Source organism: Pseudoalteromonas sp. Isolate3 (assembly GCF_022398505.1).
GTDB lineage: Bacteria > Pseudomonadota > Gammaproteobacteria > Enterobacterales > Alteromonadaceae > Pseudoalteromonas > Pseudoalteromonas apostichopi.
In genome coordinates this window covers 1-19,197 of the sequence record NZ_JAKEVN010000005.1, presented here as the reverse complement: position 1 = coordinate 19,197, position 19,197 = coordinate 1, and the positions used below count along the sequence as shown (strand labels likewise).

The following is a 19,197-nucleotide window of genomic DNA, read 5'->3' as shown; positions in this document are numbered from 1 at the left end:
GCTAACTTATACTTGGTGCTCTTGGCATGAGACATAGTTTTCATACAATGCCTTGAGCACATCTCCTCGGCTGATCATGCCAACAACCTTACCATCCTCAATAACCGGGTAATTTTTTGGCTTACCAGTTTGCATACCATCTGCCAGCTCAATGATGTTTTGATCGCTACTCACCGTGACAACATCGGTGCGCATTAGTTGTTTTACCTTTACCACGCCATCGCAGAAATAACTGTTTTGCATAAGCGGTTGTAGCAGCTCTTGTTCAGAAATAAAGCCAACTAGGCTTTTGTTGTCATCGAATACTGGTGCGCCTAGTAATTTAAACTTTTGCAGCTCGCTAATCGCGGTGGTCATTTCAGTTTCAGGCGTAATGTGTGGCAACTTACGTTGCATAAAGTCTTGTACTTTTGTATTTAGCATTTGGGTCTCTCCCCATCATTATTCTAAACAAAGTATGGTCAAGGAAATGCAGTTTGTGAAATCGTTTAGATGGATTAAGGCGATAGGTAAAACAAATAAAAAAGGCATCCAATTGGATGCCTTAACAATAACCTGTATGAGTTAGTTATTTAATGAATGCAAATGCGTCGGCGTACATGTTCTCACGTACCGCACCATGATTGATAAAATCATCGCGAACCACGCCAATCATGTCGAAGCGGCCTGCCATGTAAATATCGTATGGTTCTAAAGACACGATATCTTCCATAACGGCTTTGTGGACGTAACCGGTTTTGCCTGTCCAGCTTTGCGGTGCATTTTCAACCACAGGAATATATTGGAAATGTGGGTTGCTGTTTGCCCATGCTTGCATTTCATCATGTGCATAAAGTGCAGCTTGCTCACGTACACCCCAGTAAAATAATACAGGACGCTCACAGCCAATTTCAGCAAGGTGATCAGCCATTGATTTGGCATAAGAAAAACCAGTACCGCCAGCAAGTAGAATAATTGGGCGCTCACCCTCAACTCGCAACTGTGATATACCTAAGCCCACTTCAACATTAACTTGCTGTTGCTCTGTATGTGCTTGACGTAAATGATCAAGCGCTTGCATTGCATACGAATCAGCACCCGCGGCACCAATGTGTAGTTCAATTTGGTCAGTTTGCGACGGGCGGCTTGCAATAGAAAAGGCACGCTTATCTTTTTCGCCTAATACTAGTTGCATATATTGGCCTGCCTCGAATGACACAGGTTGCTGTGGTTTCAAAATGACCTTATGTACGTGGTCTGTAAGCGGGCTGATCGCAACCACGTCAGCGAGTAATGTTTGCATAGTTTACCTTTATAAGCACAGAAGCAAATTCGGTTATGAATCGCACTCATAACCGTTAAATTTTGAGCAGTTTAACATAGACACAGCCTAGAGAATATCTAAGCTGTCCCATAATTCATCAACACGTTCTTTGATTTTTGGGTCCATGACAATGGGTTCACCCCATTCGCGGTCTGTTTCACCAGGCCATTTATTAGTCGCATCCATGCCCATCTTTGAGCCAAGGCCAGATACTGGCGATGCAAAATCTAAATAATCAATTGGTGTGTTTTCGATCATTGTCGTATCACGAGCAGGGTCCATACGTGTGGTGATTGCCCATATCACGTCGTTCCAGTCGCGTGCATTTACATCATCATCGCAAACGATCACGAACTTGGTATACATAAATTGACGCAAGAAAGACCACACACCCATCATTACGCGCTTGGCATGACCTGGGTATTGTTTCTTCATCGTGACCACGGCCATGCGATAAGAGCAGCCTTCAGGCGGTAGATAAAAATCTACAATTTCAGGGAACTGCTTTTGCAGAATTGGCACGAACACTTCGTTCAATGCAACCCCGAGTACTGCTGGCTCATCTGGTGGGCGGCCAGTGTAAGTGCTGTGATAAATTGGGTTTTCACGATGTGTAATGTGAGTGACCGTCATCACCGGAAACTCGTCTACTTCGTTGTAGTAACCTGTGTGATCGCCATAAGGGCCCTCAGGGGCTGTTTCACCCGGCATAATATAACCTTCAAGCACGAACTCTGCAGTAGCTGGCACTTGTAGGTCATTTGAAATCGATTTAACAACTTCAGTTTTACTACCGCGTAGTAAACCAGCAAACGCATATTCACTTAGGGTATCAGGGACTGGTGTTACAGCGCCTAAGATTGTCGCAGGATCGGCACCTAATGCCACAGACACTGGGTAGGGTTCACCAGGGTGCTCTTTACACCATTCACGAAAATCTAATGCGCCACCGCGATGCGATAACCAACGCATAATAATTTTGTTTTTACCCAGTAGTTGCTGACGGTAAATACCTAAGTTTTGACGCTTTTTATAAGGCCCTTTGGTAACCGTTAAGCCCCATGTAATCAATGGGGCTGCATCACCCGGCCAGCAATGTTGGATAGGCAGCTTGGTTAAGTCGACATTATCACCTTCAAGTATGACTTGCTGACAAGGCGCTTTTTTTACTTCTTTTGCAGGCATATTCAATACTTGTTTGAATACTGGGATTTGCCCTAATGCCTCTTTAATGCCTTTAGGTGGCTCAGGCTCTTTTAGAAAAGCTAATAACTTACCGACTTCGCGCAGTTCACTAACATCATCTTGTCCCATACCCATGGCAACGCGTTTGGGTGTACCAAAAAGGTTGGCAAGAACGGGAATAGTGTGGCCTTTAGGGTTTTCGAATAACAGAGCTGGGCCTTCGGCACGTAACGTGCGGTCGGCAATTTCGGTCATTTCAAGGTAAGGATCAATTTCTTGTTTGATCCGTTTTAGTTCACCTTTTTGTTCTAATAACTCGATAAATTCGCGAAGATCTTTGTATTTCATTATAGCCGCTTAAACGCTGAATAAACTGTCGCTATTATACTCAAAACCACTGATTAAGCTAATTTAGCCGCGATAGGTTTTGCTATTGCTTAATTAAGCTACATTGGTACTTTTTACCTTTTAAAATCAGCATAGCTTCATCGCCTTTAGACCAAAACAGCACATTATCGGCACTGTATTTAACTCCTGAGCCACTTACTTGGCGATTGAGTAAAAATTCATTGTCCTTAAATGTCAATCTTGCTTCCTCATCATTGTTTTCAACAATACTGGCACTAAGGGTCCCATCGCACAGATAATTGCTTGGTGCACTTTGCTCAGCACACGCGCACAAGGTAACTAAAGCGAGCCCCGAGAGAAGTGGTTTAATCATAGAAACACCTTTATTTTTGAATGAGCTATAAGCCTAACAAAGAAAAATTAACCGTTGGTGAAAATGACAGGATAAGTTATGTTGATAGTGTATTTAATGGGCAAGGAACCACCATGGCAGGCACTAATTTACTAACCTTACTTGATGATATTACAACACTTTTAGACGATATTGCGACGATGAGTAAAGTCGCAACAAAAAAAACAGCAGGGGTGTTAGGTGATGACCTCGCTCTGAATGCTCAGCAAGTCACTGGGGTAACCGCCGATAGAGAGTTGCCCGTGGTTTGGGCTGTAGCAAAAGGCTCGTTTATCAACAAAGCCATCTTAGTGCCGGCAGCGTTATTGATTAGTGTTTGGTTACCTTGGTTAATCACTCCGCTGTTAATGGTTGGCGGGCTGTTTTTGTGCTTTGAAGGTGCAGAGAAAATTATCGAAAAGCTGTTTGGTCATGCTCAACAAGAAGATGAAACTTTGGCTGAACAACTGGACTTACAAGAATACGAAAAGCAAAAAGTGAAAGGGGCGATCCGTACTGACTTTATCCTTTCAGCAGAAATCATTGTGATAACGCTAGGCACGGTTGCTGGCGCAACGCTGGTTAATCAAGCTTTAGTGCTAAGTGTAATTGCAATTATTATGACCATTGGTGTGTATGGGTTAGTTGCAGGGATTGTTAAACTTGATGATGCTGGTTTGTATCTACTGCAAAAAGCGCAGCAAAGTGGTGGTAAATTTAAAGAGCTAGTGGGTAAGTTTTTACTTGCGTCAGCACCTAAGTTAATGCGCTTTTTAGCCTTTGCAGGAACGGTAGCTATGTTTTTAGTTGGCGGAGGCATATTGGTACATGGGATCCCCGTTTTGCATCACGCCCAACAGGGTAGCGCTGAGTTTGTAACAGGTTTACTTGGTAAAACAGGTGAGTTGGCTACGCCAATTATATTTGATGGTTTATTGGGCGTTGTTGCCGGAATTATCGTTGTGTTAGTGGTTGAATTTTGGCATAAAATTCGTCATTAGAAAGTATCAAATTAACCATTTTTGTTGATTTTTTGTATATAAAATAGGGGCTTTGCTTTATTATTGCTCAGCTAAATATAACAATTAAATCGTTAAATGGAGTTAATCATGTCTCGATACCTCACTTTTATGCTGGGGCTCGCGTTATTTACGCTGTCATTTACCAGCTTCGCTAAACCTGCAAAATTATCGGTAGAAGACTTTAGTAAAGGTAATGACTTTAGTCGTGTAACCATCTCTCCTGATGGCAACTACGTCGCAGCTATAAAAAAACATGAAGGTAAAAATTCACTCATTATTGTTGATGCAAGCAAGTTTGCAGTAACCCATGCGGTTGCTTTTCCGGGCAATGCGCAGGTTGGCGAATACCACTGGGTTAACAATGAGCGTGTTATTCTTGAAAAGGAGTATTTAAAAGGCTGGCAAGATACCCCCATCTATTATGGTGAGTTATTTGCTGTGAATGTTGATGGTAGCCGTGGCGCATATGTAATTGGTTATCATGGTGAGCAGCAAACGGGTACTCGGTTAAAAAAACAAACTCCAGTCCAAGGAACTTCATACCTTTTAGATCCTTTACTGCATGATGATAAAAAAGTTTTGGTTGTCACTTACCCATGGACTGCAACCAATGAACCAACTACCGTTGTATATGAAGTCGATGTTTATCGCGGTCTGCGCACCCTAATTACGCGATCACCTGCACCTATGGGACGTTTTTTAACAGACCATGATGGCAATGTTCGTATCGCTGTATCAAGTGACGATTACCTCAATGCGACAATTCATGTTCGAGAGCCTGAAGGTGGTTTTTGGAAAGAGCTTGATTTAGAAGGTATTAATTACACCGATATCTCATTAAAGGCGTTTGATAAATCTGGTGAGTCTGTCTATGCCACTGCATCAAAAGGTGGAGAAGCAGAAAGCCTTATTAAAATTAACCTAAAAACCAAAGAAGTGACGAAAATCTTCCAAGATAAGCATGTTTCGCCGTCGCATATTTGGGTTGATGAAATCTCTAAAGAGTTATTTGCAATAGAAACTGAGGCTGACTACCCAAGCTATGCGTTTGTTGATAGTAATTCGCCTAAATCACAGCGTCTTAAAGATTTATTGGGCGCACTGCCAGGCAGTCAAGTACAGCTAGTTAGTAGTACAGAAGACGACTCAAAAAATATTATTTTCGCATCGAGCGATATAAACCCTGGGCAATATTATCTTTATGATGCGAATACCAATAAGTTAAGAGCGCTTTTCTCTGCGCGAGGCTGGATAAATCAAGATGAAATGGCGCAAACCACACCACTGCGTTTTAAAAGCCGCGATGGTTTAACAATTCTTGCTTATTTAACTGTGCCAAATGGCAAAGCTGAGAAAAACTTACCTTTAGTTGTTATGCCGCATGGTGGCCCAATTGAACGTGATTACTGGGGTTACGACCCAGAAGTACAAATGTTAGCGAATAAAGGTATGGCAGTATTAAAGGTTAACTTCCGTGGTTCAGAGGGGTTTGGTATGAACTTCCAAGAAGCCGGTTATCGCCAGTGGGGACAAAATGTTCAGCACGATATTATTGATGGTGTAAAATTATTAATAAAAGATGGCACGGTTGATAAAGATAACATTTGTATTATGGGTGCCAGCTTTGGTGGTTACTCTGCTCTACAAAGCGCGATAATCGAACCAGATATGTTCAAGTGTGCAATAGGCCTGATGGGGGTTTACGACTTGCCTCTTATGTATGAAGAGGGTGACACGCAAGCGCGCAGTCATGGACTTAATTACCTAAAAACAGTGATTGGTACTGATGAGGCAGAACTAAAAGCATTCTCGCCTGCTTATAATGTCGATAAGCTAAAAGCACCTGTTCTTATTGTACATGGTGGTGAAGATGAACGTGCGCCCATTGAGCAAGCTGAATCATTAGAAGCAGCTTTGAAAAAAGCTAAGCATCCATATGAAATAACTATTCTTGATGATGAAGGTCACGGTTTTTATAAAGAAGAGCACCGTGCTTTATACTACAAAAAAGTATTGGCCTTCTTAGATGAACATTTAAAGCTTTAAAAGAAAAATGCCGGCGAGCAAGCTCGCCGGCAAGGATTTAGCACGGGAACGTAAGCGTGCTAGTGTGCAAGGTCTTCCTTCAAGTTAAACAAACTCAAAAGATGATTCTTTCATCAGGCTGCGTAATCTCAAAAACAGAGCAGGGAGAGTAACTCGGCTTTAAAAGAGTATAAATATTACGCCAGTACAAAAATGTTATAACATAACAAATTAAAAGTAAATAGCGAGTGTCATGTTATTAGGATGGTTTCTGCTGAGTGATGTTTATGGGTAATAGATTATTGAGTATTCAATTTACTACAATCGTAACTCAAGCATAGCTCTGCGAGCTCAATCTTTGCTTTAGGATTTCCTTGTAAGGTGGCTTTGTTAAGCCAGTAAGCTGCTTTTTCGTTATTCACTTCTGTCCCTTGGCCATCACGATACATCTGACCCAAGTTTAATTGCCCCCATGCATAACCATCTTCCGCAGACAGCGTAAAACTTTTCAACGCTTCCTCGTATAGGCCATCTTTGAAGTAAGTAATCCCTTCCTGATTATGTTTATCGAGCTTAACGCCCGTATATAAAGGCTTAGGTCTAGGCGGGTGCATAACAAAACCACCAAATAAACTATAAAGTTCAGGTCGCATAATTTTATAAATACTGCCTTCATCATAAAGCTGCTTTATTTGTGACTTACTGAAAGTCAGGGTTTTACTAGAAAAGTAATCATCTTGAACTAGCATGCTGGTACGCATGGCAATTTCGATGTCTTTATTGTACTTGTAAGTGTAGTTAGCAACTCTAAAAGTCATGTTTTTATCATCAAATTCAACGAGCTGAGCTACTTTTAAGTTGTTAATACGTTTTGGTTTGCCAGTAAATTTATCTGAATAGACAAAATAGGTATCAAATAACTTTGGCTCGTTTAAGTAAGTTTGCTCATTTTCAGTTTGTTCATTCGCACCGATAAATGCATTTGTTAATAGGTAAACGATGAAGAATAGACCAATAAAGTATTTTATAAACGACACTAATTCTAAGGCTGGCAATGAATACCAAGGTGCAGGAGTAACATAGCCACAGTCATCACATTGTCTTTGATAATTAATAGATAATGGGATGATGGGCAAAATAGTAAAGCGTAAAACTTTACTATGATTGCTTAAAGAGTAATGTTCGCTATGGCAGTGAGGGCACGTTTTTTGTTTTTTATAAACAACATCAGCTGCAGCGGTATTAAATAGAAGCATAGTTTCTTCCTGAAGATTGCTATCAATAAACTAGAACAAATGCAGAGAGTTAGAAAGCGGCAAACTGTAAGCAAATATGAATTAAACATGTCGAACGGTGTTTTCGTTTAGAGAAACAGCACATTCTCTGCTATGATCCACAGCATCTTCGAGGATGTCCCTCAATTATCAAGTTTGGAATATTACTGTGACTGCTACTGCTTTTTCATCTTTGGCTTTGCCGCGAGAGTTAACCGATAACTTATCAACTTTAGGTTATACGCAAATGACGCCAGTACAAGCGCAAAGTTTGCCAGTGATCTTACAAGGCAAAGATATTATTGCCCAAGCAAAAACGGGGTCGGGTAAAACGGCTGCATTTAGTTTAGGTGTGTTGGCTAAGTTAAATGTGAAACGGTTTCGAATTCAGTCTCTAATTTTGTGCCCTACTCGAGAGCTAGCAGAGCAGGTAGCTGAAGAAGTGCGTAAGCTTGCACGTGGTATCCATAATATTAAAGTTTTAACTTTATGTGGTGGTGTCTCTATTGGTCCACAAATTGGTTCGCTAGAACATGGCGCACATATTATTGTCGGTACCCCTGGTCGTGTTGACGACCACATTCGCAAAGGCACATTACGCTTAGATGATGTCGAAACCTTAGTGTTAGACGAAGCTGACCAAATGTTAGATATGGGCTTTCAAGATACCCTTGATGCTATTGTTGAGTGCATTCCAAATCAACGTCAAACGTTATTGTTTAGTGCGACTTATCCAAAATCAATAGCAGCTGTTGCTGAGAGAGTACTTAGCAATCCTGAAATGATTAAGGTAGAAGAAGAGCAAACCAAAAGCACAATCAAACAATACTTTTACAAGCTAGATAACAACAAACAGCGCTTTAATACATTGAAGCTGTTGTTATTGAAGTTCCAGCCAGAAAGCTGTGTGGTTTTTTGTAACACCAAGGTTGAAACACAACAGATTTGTGATGACCTTTATGCTGAAGGGTTTAGTGCGGTTGCCTTACACGGTGATTTAGAACAACGTGAACGTGAACGTACCTTAATCCGCTTTGCTAATAAAAGCGCCTGTATTTTGGTGGCAACGGATGTTGCAGCACGAGGCTTAGATATCAATGACATGGACATGGTAGTGAACTATCATCTAGCACATGACCCACAAACCCATGTTCACCGTGTTGGCCGTACTGGTCGAGCAGGTAAAAAGGGCATAGCATGTTCTATTTATGGTGAAGCTGAGCAATTTAAAGTGGCACAAATTGGTGACCACTATGAGCGTGATTTTGACCCAGAACCGATTCCTCCATTTAGCTTGCTCGAAAAACCCGCTTATAAGCCTACTATGGCAACGATTATGATTGATGCCGGTAAAAAGCAAAAAATTCGTGCCGGTGATATTTTAGGTGCATTAACAGGCAAAGAAGGGATTGCAGGTCATCAGGTAGGTAAAATTAACGTACTTGATAATGTGGCTTTTATTGCTGTGGAGCGAGCTGCTGCAAAACCTGCATTACGTAAATTGACTGAAGGTAATATTAAAAAGCGTAAAATTCGTGCGCGACGTTTGAGCAGATAAATTGTTGAGTTATGAGCAGCTAGCTTTAAGTTGCTCATATTCAAGTTGTATTTTCTTAAACTCAATTGCACAGCCTTGGCGGTCTGGGTGGTGTTTTAGCGCCAGTTGTCGCCAACGCTTTTGTAACTGTTTTTCCGAAAAATTAGTAGGTAGCTGCCACGCCTGTTGTAATTCCAACAGCTGCTGCTGAGATAGCGAGAGAATGACCCTTTTTGGACTATATGATGAAAAGCGCTGCCAAAAATCAGTTAACATCGCATCAATCTCATCGCTCGTTGTATCATAGTTTTGCCAATCTAAATAATAATCTCGCAGCGGATCGTGATTTTCTAATGCGTTACTTATCTGCTCATTAACAAGCTCAATATGTAATGAGGCAATTTGTAGCTGTTGCTCTGGTGCAAGTTGTGTTTGCAGCTGATATAGAGCATTCATAACTAGAAAGTTGCGCTTAAACAGATCTTTTTGTGGGTCATTATCTAATTGCTCAATTTTTCCTGATTCGCTAAGTGCGCTGGTAAGCGTATGAACCTTCCAAACAGGTTGTTCCAAAAGAAGGTAAAAAATCTCATCAATCAGTGGGTTAACCATTGTTCGCAAGCCTATCTTTAGTGTAATCTACAGTGGTATACGCTATCACAGCTGCTTTTTTGAAACTACGCTAATGTTTTTAGATACTAGGGAATGCATTTAGCCGAGCTTAAATAACCTCATTTTCAGGCTAAGTTGATATTAAGGGATTTCGCCATATGTTCACATCACTGCGTGTTAGCTTGCTCACTGCTTTAATGTTCAGTTGTAGTTTGTTTTTTTCGCAGTCTAGCTTTGCATCCACTTCGTTACTTGAGCAATTTAGCCAATCCGAGCAATGGCAAGAAAAGCAACAGCTTGCCAAAAAACTGCTTAATCAAAATACAACAAATCAAGAACAAAGCCTCGATATATACATGCAGCTTGGGGACTTTGCTCTAGCTAAAGGTAATTTCTCAGCGGCAGTAAAAAATTACCAATTGGCAGAGCAAGCAACTAGTTTTGCTGCGACCCCAAAGCGCTATTTCCTTGCCCTAAAAATGCAGGGCGTAACTTATTATTATCAAGGCTTGATGCAGCAAGCGGTAATTGCTTACAGCAGAGCATTAAGTATTGCCAAAAAGCTACCTGAACCAATTGCTGAGGCTAATTTGCTAAGTAATATTGGCCTTGCCTACTTTGATATGTTCAATATGGAGCAAGCGCTGAAATATTACAAAGAAGCGAAAGATATTTACGAAGAACATGGTAATGCACAAGATAAAGCCGATATATTACACAACATTGCAGGTATTTATATTCGTTTATCTAGTTATGATACTGCATTAGAAATGTATCGAGAAACGCTAGAGATTTTCCAAAAGTTAGGCGATGAAGATGGCATAGCTCAGTCTTATGGCAATATGGGGGTTGCGTATTCTGAACTTGGTCAGTATCAACTTTCTTTGCACTACTATCAGCGAGCCTTGAGATACTACCAAGAAACGAATAATGCTTACTTTCTCTCATCTCGCCACGCTAATATCGCCAATGTATATTTACGCACCGGTGATTTAGAGCTTGCCTTAAGTCATGCAGAAAAAGCAGTTGAATTTGCAAAAAGTATTGATAATAAAACCTTAGAGCTTGCAGGCTTATTGTCACAGGCAAAAATCGAGTTATTACAAGGTAAGCTAAATAAAGCTGAAGCAACTCTCACCACCTCTGTTTCTATGGCTAAACAATATAAAGACGATCTTAGAGTGCAAGATGGCGCCGGAATGATGGCCCTGATTAAATCCGGAAAAGGAGATTATGCCGGAGCTGTTGCTAGTTTTGATGAGTTTGTTCGTTCATTTAAAAGTGAGCAAAGCATCAGATTATTAAAGTCAATGAGCGAGCTACAAAGCCAAATCCAAGCAAGTCAGCTCAGTCAAGAAATAGTTGAGTTGAAGCAGCTACAGCATGTACAAGAGCTCGAAATGTCAAAACAGCGTCAGTTGGGCATTATGTTGTTTATCTTATTTGTGATGATAGTGGTAACGGGTATTACTATTTACCGTCGCAGTATTGAAAAAGGTGCAAAAGAGCAACTTTCGTTAATGGTTGCTAAGCGGACCAAGGAGCTTGAAGAAACGGCAGAGCAACTACGTAGTGCTAACGAAATTAAAAGTCAGTTTTTAGCAAATATTAGTCATGAAATTCGTACTCCTTTAACCGCAATACTGGGCCAAACCGATAATTTAATGAATGGTTATTATAAACCAGAGCAGTTAAACGATGAGCTTGCCGTGATTCAAAAACAAAGCGATCATTTAAAAGAGCTGATTAACGACGTTCTCGATATTAGTAAAATCGAGGCTAACAAGCTTGAGTTAAGCCTAAAAGAAGGTGATTTAGTTCGATTACTCACCGACGTCCACTCGATGCTCAGTGGCCAGGCTAAAGATAAAGGCCTTAACTTTACTTTTCATAATGTGCTTGGCGAGCAGTTTTACTGTCAGCTAGATTTTACCCGCATAAAACAGATACTCATCAACCTATGTGCAAATGCAATTAAATTCACTAACCAAGGCGAAGTAGAGTTAAAAGTCTCTAAAGTAGAGCAAGGCGTGTGGTTTCGTGTAACTGATACCGGTATTGGTATGAATACCGAGCAACTAAAACAAATATTTGAGTGTTTTAGGCAAGGAGATAACAGTATTAGCCGACGCTTTGGTGGGACAGGGCTTGGGTTAAGCTTATCGCAACAGCTTGCAATGATGATGGGGGGTTATATTAGTGTTGAAAGTGAGCTAAATAAAGGCAGCATATTTTCGTTTTACTTACCATGTAAAGAACGTACTCCAAGCTCTGATGTGATAGAGTCTGAAAAGTTTGTACAGCCAGTTGTAAAAGGTTTATCTGGGAAAGTTCTACTCGCTGAAGATCACCCTGATAATCGCCGTTTAATTTCTCGTTATTTAGAATCTATGGGCCTTGAAGTAATTGCGGTAGAAAATGGTGAGCAAGCTGTAGAGCAGTGCCTTAAGGAATTTCCTGATGTGGTACTGCTGGATATTCAAATGCCAGTACTTGATGGTTTAAAAGCGCTCAAGTTATTACAAGAGTGCGGCTTTACACAGCCAGTATATGCGTTAACGGCTAATGCTATTAGCCACGAAATCGACAGTTATCTTCAAGCAGGGTTCACCGGTTACCTTGCTAAACCAATTGATAAGAAAGTATTTTATACGCAACTTGCTAAGCATTGTAAAAAGGACAGCGCAGTAGCTAAATCTCAGCAAGATATGAGTGATTTGGTTGCAAGCTTTATTAATAGCTTTGAGCATGAAAGCGCGTTGATACAGCAGCACTTTGCAGCCCATGAGCTATTTAATTTACAACAGGATGCTCACCGAATCGGTGGTGCTGCGAAAATGTTTGCGCTGGATGATATCGCGGATAGTGCTATGGCACTTGAATCGGCATTGAAGCAAGATAAAACTGCTGACTTAACTAGTTTGGTTGCTCAATTACTAGAGCATCTACACAACGCTTCGGTTGATCAAAACAGCTCAATATCACCGTCTTGAACTTGTTCAACCTCTTGAGTCATTTCAAACCTAGAATGATCAATACGCTGCTCTTGATCGGTTTCAGGTGGAGTGATAAGAAACATTGACAGTTTTTCGTCCAGAGAGTGTGCAAGGCGCACTAAGTCTTTACTCGACACCGCTTGTATTTGTGAACTTGAAAGTGCATCAGAGTTAAGCTCAACCATTGCATCTATACTAACTTGTGCTTCATCTGACATCTGGCTTTGCATAGCTACCTGCTCATGGACACTCTCAGAAAACGCATTAATTTCTAGCATTGCTTGCTCAATTTTATTGGTTTCTTTAGTAGAAGCCTCAGAAAGCTCAACCGTGCGCTCCGTTTCTTTAAGTGCTGTTTGCATTAATAAGTTTGCTTGTTCAGTACTATGTTGAATTTTAGATACCATCTCACGCACTTCTTGTGTCGACTTACTAGTACGAGCAGCTAGGTTTCGTACCTCATCAGCAACCACTGCAAAACCGCGGCCTTGTTCACCAGCTCGAGCGGCTTCGATTGCAGCGTTTAGCGCAAGTAAGTTAGTTTGCTCTGCAATACTATTGATAACGTCAATAACGGAGCCTATCGCATCACTATCTTGTTTAAGTAAAATAATCTGTTCACTGGTGAGGTTGATATTATCGGCAAGTTTTATGAGACTTGCTTGGCTTTTATCAGTGTCTAAACGAGTTTGTTGAACTGATTTAGTCGCATCTGATACCGAGCTTAATATTTGTTCAAGACTTCTATCCAGTTCTTTAGATACCTCAATCATACGATTAATTGTGTTTGCTAGGTCAATGCCATGGGCATCTTGAATTGTCGCTTTTTGAGTCATTGACGCATAAGTATCACGTAATGCATCGGCCATTGGTAACAAGCGGGCTGATGATACATATATTTCACTTATCATATGCTCAGCCATTGTTAAACCTGCGTTAAGTGCATGACACTCTTTTGGTAATTGGGTGTCATTTTCGTCAAAGCGAAAAGTAAAATCGATCCCCTTTTCAGAAGCGGTATGCGTAATAAAGTAGCTTAAATAATCTTGTTGCTTTTTATCAGTTGTATAAATAAAGCTAATTAGAACAAGCCATGGGATTACAACAACAAGCATAAGTACAGCCATAACAGTGATAGAAAAATCAAATATGGCAAAACTAGCAATACAACTAAGTAAGCTTATTATAAATAGAGCTACAACTACTCTAATGCGAGTCATTGAGGAAATCCTTAGCGTTTAATCCTTTAATATATAGAACAAATTTCTATAAATTACCAATAAACTAACACTTTAAAAGTATAACTTTTAAAGAGTTATGTCCTAGTTTTACATAAAAAAAATGCCTGTATTAGACAGGCATTTGTAAAAACAAAGTAATTTTTACTGACGTTTCATTGAGTCAAAGAATTCATCATTGGTTTTGCTCATTGAGAGCTTATCAATTAAGAACTCCATTGCGTCAATTTCTGACATCTCATGAACGATTTTTCGTAAGATCCACATTTTTTGTAGTTCATCAGGTTTAGTTAGTAATTCTTCACGACGGGTACCTGAACGGTTAAAATCAATCGCTGGGAATACACGCTTTTCAGCAATCTTACGATTTAAGTGTAATTCCATATTACCTGTGCCTTTGAACTCTTCGTAGATAACTTCATCCATCTTCGAACCAGTGTCGATAAGCGCTGTTGCGATAATTGTTAAGCTACCGCCTTCTTCTACGTTACGAGCCGCACCAAAGAAACGTTTTGGCTTGTGTAATGCATTCGCATCAACACCACCGGTTAATACCTTACCTGATGATGGGATAACAGTATTATAGGCACGAGCAAGGCGTGTAATTGAGTCAAGTAAGATAACTACATCTTTCTTGTGTTCAACAAGACGCTTCGCTTTTTCAATTACCATCTCAGCAACTTGAACGTGACGGCTTGCTGGCTCATCGAACGTTGAGGCAATTACTTCACCTTTAACAAGGCGCTGCATCTCTGTAACTTCTTCTGGACGTTCGTCAATTAGAAGCACCATTAGCTCACAATCAGGCTGGTTGTAGCTGATTGACTGCGCAATGTTTTGCAGTAGCATCGTTTTACCCGCTTTTGGTGGAGCAACGATGAGTGCACGTTGGCCTTTACCAATTGGTGATGCTAAATCTAGTACACGAGCCGTGATGTCTTCAGTACTACCATTACCACGCTCCATACGTAAACGTTCGTTAGCGTGAAGTGGGGTAAGGTTTTCAAATAGGATTTTAGTGCGAGAATTTTCAGGTTTGTCGAAGTTTACTTCATTTACTTTTAATAGTGCGAAGTAACGCTCACCGTCTTTAGGTGGGCGAATAAGGCCTGAAATTGAGTCACCAGTACGCATGCTGAATCGACGGATTTGACTCGGTGATACATAAATATCATCTGGGCCGGCTAAGTAAGATGCTTCTGATGATCTTAAGAAACCAAAACCATCTTGTAAGATCTCTAGTACACCGCCGCCGTAGATGTTTTCACCGCTTTTAGCATGCGCTTTTAGGATGGCGAAAATAATATCTTGTTTTCTTAAACGGGCTACGTTTTCGAGCCCCATGGACTCAGCTAAGTTTACAAGCTCTTTAATAGACTTGTCTTTTAATTCGCGTAAATGCATATTGGTGGGTTCTTTATTACAATTGTCATACTCAAAATCATCGTTTGATACATGAGTGAGGTTTGTTGGTATAACTAAGGATTAGTTGGCTTTATAAACTAGCAGGTCACTAGCAAGGCGTCCAGTCTTTAAACAAAATAAAGCTAAAAAAAGGGCAAAAAGCCCTTTTTTTATATTTTCATTAGATGTTGTTTTCTAAAAACTCTACTAATTGAGTCTTAGAAAGTGCACCAACTTTGGTTGCTGCAACCTGACCATCTTTGAAAAGAAGTAACGTAGGGATACCACGAATACCAAATTTAGGTGGTGTGCCTGCGTTTTGATCGATGTTAAGTTTACCAACGGTAACACGGCCATCAAACTCGCCAGCTACTTCGTCAAGAATAGGGGCGATCATTTTACAAGGTCCGCACCATTCAGCCCAAAAATCAACAAGTACAGGTTTGTCTGATTGTAGTACGTCAGCTTCAAAGCTATCGTCAGTTAATTGAATAATTTTCTCGCTCATTGCGATCTCCGATTAGTTAGGCGAAATATTTAATGCGTATTTAAACACTCTTGTTTCTTATTGCAAGTTTAAACGTTATGCTTAAACGCTATGACTAAGACACATTTGACCGATAAAAAGTTTTCAGACTTTGCTATCGCACCGGAAGTGGTTGCCGGTTTAACCGAAAATGGGTTTGAATATTGCACACCCATTCAAGCGAAATGCCTACCTTTTATTTGTGAAGGCCGCGATATTGCGGGCCAGGCACAAACAGGTACGGGCAAAACGTTGGCGTTTTTAACTGCCACGTGCCATCGGTTATTACAATCTAGCAAAGCACCTAGTAAACATCCAAGAGCCCTGATCATGGCCCCAACAAGGGAGCTGGCGATTCAGATACACAAAGATGCAAAAATTTTAGCGCCACACTGTAATCTTAACTTAGGTTTAGTATATGGTGGCGAAGATTACGAAAAACAACGTGCACAACTAGAAAAAGGTGTTGATATTTTAATTGGTACCACTGGACGCCTTATCGATTTATATAAACAGGGCTGCTATACCCTGAACGAAATTGAAGTTGTGGTGCTTGATGAGGCAGATCGAATGTTCGATTTAGGCTTCATAAAAGATATCCGTTATATGTTTAGACGTATGCCAGAAGCGTCTGAGCGTTTAAATCTACTATTCTCAGCAACCTTGTCTTATCGTGTTCAGGAATTAGCATTTGAACATATGACTAACCCAGAGCATGTTCAAGTTGAACCTGATGTAAAAACAGGTAAGCGAATTCAAGAAGAGCTATTCCATCCATCACAAGATGACAAAATTAAGTTACTGTTAACATTGATTGAAGAAGAATGGCCAGATAAAGCAATTGTGTTTGCAAACACGAAACACAGTTGTGAGAATGTTTATGCATGGATGAAAGCAGATGGTCACCGAGTTGGTTTATTAACCGGTGATGTAAACCAGAAAAAGCGTCAATCAATTTTGGCTCAATTTACCAAAGGTGATTTAGATTTCTTAGTTGCAACAGATGTTGCTGCACGTGGTTTACATATCCCAGAAGTAAGTCATGTATTTAATTTTGATTTGCCAGATGATTGTGAAGACTATGTACACCGTATTGGCCGTACTGGACGTGCTGGTGCATCAGGACACGCTATTAGCTTTGCCTGTGAGCAGTATGCCTATAATCTCCACGAAATTGAGCAATATATAGAACACAGCATTCCATTATCACATTATGATAAAAGTGCATTGCTTGATGATTTAACTAAGCCTACTATTCAGAAAAAGCGGAACTATTCTACAGGCCCACGTAATCGTAATAACAACGGACGTCGACCAAATAATAGTTACCAGAAATCGCGGTCGCAATAAACGACCGTTATTGAAGACTTAGTAGTAACTAGAGGTTTTTGAACGGTGGGGCAACTTCAACCGCAAAAAAATGTGTATGCAGTAATCGACTTAGGATCAAATAGCTTTCATATGCTGATCGCTAAATCGATTGCTGGCGGTCTACAAACGATCGGTCGAGTTAAACGTAAAGTAAGGCTTGCTGCAGGGCTTGATGAAAATAACGTCCTAAGCACAGAAGCCATGCAACGAGGTTGGGAATGCTTAGCCTTGTTCGCTGAACGTTTGCAAGACATACCACAGAAAAACATCACAATTGTTGCGACCGCAACTTTACGTCTTGCTATCAATGCTGATGTATTCAAGGAAAAAGCCGAACAGATCCTTGGTCATAAAATCAATGTTATCAGCGGTGAGTTAGAAGCTAAGACAATTTATAAAGGTGTGGCGCATACCTCTGCCTGTAGCGGAAAACAACTCGTTATTGATATCGGTGGGGCAAGTACCGAAGTCGTTATCGGTAAGGGTTTTGATGCATTGCACTATAAAAGCCTGCATATGGGTTGTGTCACCTTTTTAGAGCGTTATTTCAAAGATCAAAAACTCAGCAACGAAAACTTTGCAGCTGCAATTAAAGCTGCCAGTGAAGTCGTTTCAGAAATTGTTGATGAATACCAAGCGAGCGGGTGGCAAATAGCGAGTGGCGCATCGGGTACTGTGCAAGCGATTCAAGAGATCATGGTTGCACAAAATCAAGATGAGCTATTAACTCTCAATAAACTACTCGCCATTAAAGAACAATCAGTGCAATTTGCAACAATTGCTGATCTTGAGCTTCCAGGGTTGAGTGAAGAGCGCCGTTTGGTGTTTGTATCTGGCCTCGCTATTTTAATCGCATTGTTTGAATCGCTAGATATTAAGCAAATGGGCCTTGCTCGCGGTGCCTTGCGTGAAGGTGTTTTATACAGCATGGTGCCAGAGCTTCATAACCACGATATTCGTAAGCGTACTGTTGATGGTTTAATGAATCGCTATCATGTTGATCAAAAACAAGCCTGTCGCGTTGCGCAACTTGCAGAGCAACTGGCAAAAAATGTAGCGCAGCAATGGCAATCAATCGATGATAACGCAATAGCATTATTAAGAACGGTAGCAAAACTGCATGAGATTGGCTTGTTAATAGAGTATAAGCTTTATCATAAGCACACAGCTTACATTATAGAAAATACCGATTTGCCAGGTTTCTCACAATCTGAACATAAATTGATAACGGCTGTTGCTAATGAACATCGTGCTGATCTGCTAAAAAACAGCTTTGCTCATTTAGGTTGCCATCAGCAGTTAGCTGAATGTTTAACAAGAGTCTTGCGGATTGCAGTAATCTTATCAATGCGCCGCCAAGATGATGTACTGCCAGCAATCGATCTCAGTGTTAATGAAAACACCCTAACACTGACATTTGATGGTGATTGGTTAAAATATCACCCATTAATGGCCAGTGAGCTGCAACTAGAGTCCAAGCTACAAGCAAAAGTAGGTTGGAAGCTCATAGTAAAATAACGTCAAAAGGCCCTTTGGGGCCTTTTTTAGTATTGTTTTTACGCGTTTCGGTCGTATTTTGCGCGAACAGTCATTTTTTTAATAAAAACTGCAAAAAACAGTTGATCTGAATTCGGATCTCCCTATAATGCGCATCCACCGACACGGCGGACTGCTTACAAAAAAGCAAAACGACGAGTTGGTTGAGTCAAGTAAAACTGAGTTTTGAAAAAATAAACTTTTCTCAAAATTAAGTGTTGACAAAAATAACGGCTTGCGTAGAATGCACAGCCCTTGAGACGCGAAAGTATCTCAAACGTTCTTTAACAATATAAAGCAATCATCTGTGTGGGCACTCGTACAGATTGAGTTCTAACAGCCGATTCTAGTTCGCTAGATGACACAAACAAATTTAGAGTCTCAATTGAACTGAGTGACCAACGGAAACAAGTTTACTTGTTTCAGCAC

15 protein-coding genes are annotated in these 19,197 nt (G+C 40.5%); 6 read left to right on the top strand and 9 right to left on the bottom strand.

What is annotated here, in order from left to right; genetic code table 11:
• Window positions 1-6: 6 nt before the first annotated feature.
• From L1D46_RS02165 to L1D46_RS02150, 4 genes are all read right to left on the bottom strand, one after another.
• The gene (locus tag L1D46_RS02165; protein ID WP_054563674.1) at window positions 7-423 is read right to left on the bottom strand and encodes a CBS domain-containing protein; all 417 of its coding nucleotides are present in this window, start codon (window positions 421-423) and stop codon (window positions 7-9) included.
• 145 nt (window positions 424-568) lie between these two features.
• Window positions 569-1,282 (bottom strand): NAD(P)H-flavin reductase, encoded by a 714-nt coding sequence (gene fre / locus L1D46_RS02160; protein WP_167658816.1) that lies wholly within the window; start codon window positions 1,280-1,282, stop codon window positions 569-571.
• Between the two features lie 87 nt (window positions 1,283-1,369).
• Entirely contained in the window at window positions 1,370-2,836 is a 1,467-nt protein-coding gene (ubiD, locus tag L1D46_RS02155; RefSeq protein ID WP_130050036.1) for a 4-hydroxy-3-polyprenylbenzoate decarboxylase, read from the bottom strand.
• Between the two features lie 82 nt (window positions 2,837-2,918).
• Window positions 2,919-3,209, bottom strand: coding sequence for an MliC family protein (locus L1D46_RS02150; protein ID WP_239976692.1), 291 nt, complete (start codon window positions 3,207-3,209; stop codon window positions 2,919-2,921).
• A 113-nt stretch (window positions 3,210-3,322) separates the two neighbouring features.
• Here L1D46_RS02150 and L1D46_RS02145 point away from each other — a divergent pair, with 113 nt between their 5' ends.
• Together L1D46_RS02145 and L1D46_RS02140 are read left to right on the top strand one after the other, a co-directional pair.
• Window positions 3,323-4,228 carry a DUF808 domain-containing protein gene (locus L1D46_RS02145; protein ID WP_239976691.1) on the top strand — a complete coding sequence of 302 codons (906 nt, stop codon included), beginning with the start codon at window positions 3,323-3,325 and terminating at the stop codon, window positions 4,226-4,228.
• A gap of 108 nt (window positions 4,229-4,336) precedes the next feature.
• Window positions 4,337-6,295 (top strand): S9 family peptidase, encoded by a 1,959-nt coding sequence (locus L1D46_RS02140; RefSeq protein ID WP_239976690.1) that lies wholly within the window; start codon window positions 4,337-4,339, stop codon window positions 6,293-6,295.
• A 278-nt stretch (window positions 6,296-6,573) separates the two neighbouring features.
• On the opposite strand, the gene L1D46_RS02135 is transcribed toward L1D46_RS02140, so the two are convergent.
• Window positions 6,574-7,530: a tetratricopeptide repeat protein gene (locus tag L1D46_RS02135; RefSeq protein ID WP_130050032.1), complete on the bottom strand. Its 957-nt coding sequence runs from the start codon at window positions 7,528-7,530 to the stop codon at window positions 6,574-6,576.
• A gap of 187 nt (window positions 7,531-7,717) precedes the next feature.
• Between L1D46_RS02135 and dbpA the strand changes: the two genes are divergently transcribed.
• Window positions 7,718-9,106: an ATP-dependent RNA helicase DbpA gene (gene dbpA / locus L1D46_RS02130; protein ID WP_178926476.1), complete on the top strand. Its 1,389-nt coding sequence runs from the start codon at window positions 7,718-7,720 to the stop codon at window positions 9,104-9,106.
• 9 nt (window positions 9,107-9,115) lie between these two features.
• Here dbpA and L1D46_RS02125 read toward each other — a convergent pair whose 3' ends face one another.
• A complete protein-coding gene (locus L1D46_RS02125) occupies window positions 9,116-9,697 on the bottom strand; it encodes a DNA-J related domain-containing protein (protein WP_239976689.1) in 582 nt (193 codons plus the stop codon).
• A 158-nt stretch (window positions 9,698-9,855) separates the two neighbouring features.
• Here L1D46_RS02125 and L1D46_RS02120 point away from each other — a divergent pair, with 158 nt between their 5' ends.
• Window positions 9,856-12,690 carry a tetratricopeptide repeat protein gene (locus L1D46_RS02120; RefSeq protein ID WP_239976687.1) on the top strand — a complete coding sequence of 945 codons (2,835 nt, stop codon included), beginning with the start codon at window positions 9,856-9,858 and terminating at the stop codon, window positions 12,688-12,690.
• Here L1D46_RS02120 and L1D46_RS02115 read toward each other — a convergent pair.
• From L1D46_RS02115 to trxA, 3 genes are all read right to left on the bottom strand, one after another.
• Entirely contained in the window at window positions 12,663-13,913 is a 1,251-nt protein-coding gene (locus tag L1D46_RS02115) for a methyl-accepting chemotaxis protein (RefSeq protein WP_239976686.1), read from the bottom strand. The genes L1D46_RS02120 and L1D46_RS02115 overlap by 28 nt on opposite strands.
• A gap of 162 nt (window positions 13,914-14,075) precedes the next feature.
• Window positions 14,076-15,335: a transcription termination factor Rho gene (rho, locus tag L1D46_RS02110; protein WP_062566226.1), complete on the bottom strand. Its 1,260-nt coding sequence runs from the start codon at window positions 15,333-15,335 to the stop codon at window positions 14,076-14,078.
• A 181-nt stretch (window positions 15,336-15,516) separates the two neighbouring features.
• Window positions 15,517-15,843, bottom strand: a complete 327-nt coding sequence (trxA, locus tag L1D46_RS02105; protein WP_054554679.1) for a thioredoxin TrxA — start codon at window positions 15,841-15,843, stop codon at window positions 15,517-15,519.
• Between the two features lie 90 nt (window positions 15,844-15,933).
• Between trxA and rhlB the strand changes: the two genes are divergently transcribed.
• Together rhlB and gppA are read left to right on the top strand one after the other, a co-directional pair.
• Window positions 15,934-17,211 (top strand): ATP-dependent RNA helicase RhlB, encoded by a 1,278-nt coding sequence (gene rhlB, locus L1D46_RS02100; RefSeq protein ID WP_130050027.1) that lies wholly within the window; start codon window positions 15,934-15,936, stop codon window positions 17,209-17,211.
• A gap of 45 nt (window positions 17,212-17,256) precedes the next feature.
• A complete protein-coding gene (gene gppA, locus L1D46_RS02095) occupies window positions 17,257-18,750 on the top strand; it encodes a guanosine-5'-triphosphate,3'-diphosphate diphosphatase (RefSeq protein ID WP_178926480.1) in 1,494 nt (497 codons plus the stop codon).
• Window positions 18,751-19,197 lie beyond the last annotated feature (447 nt).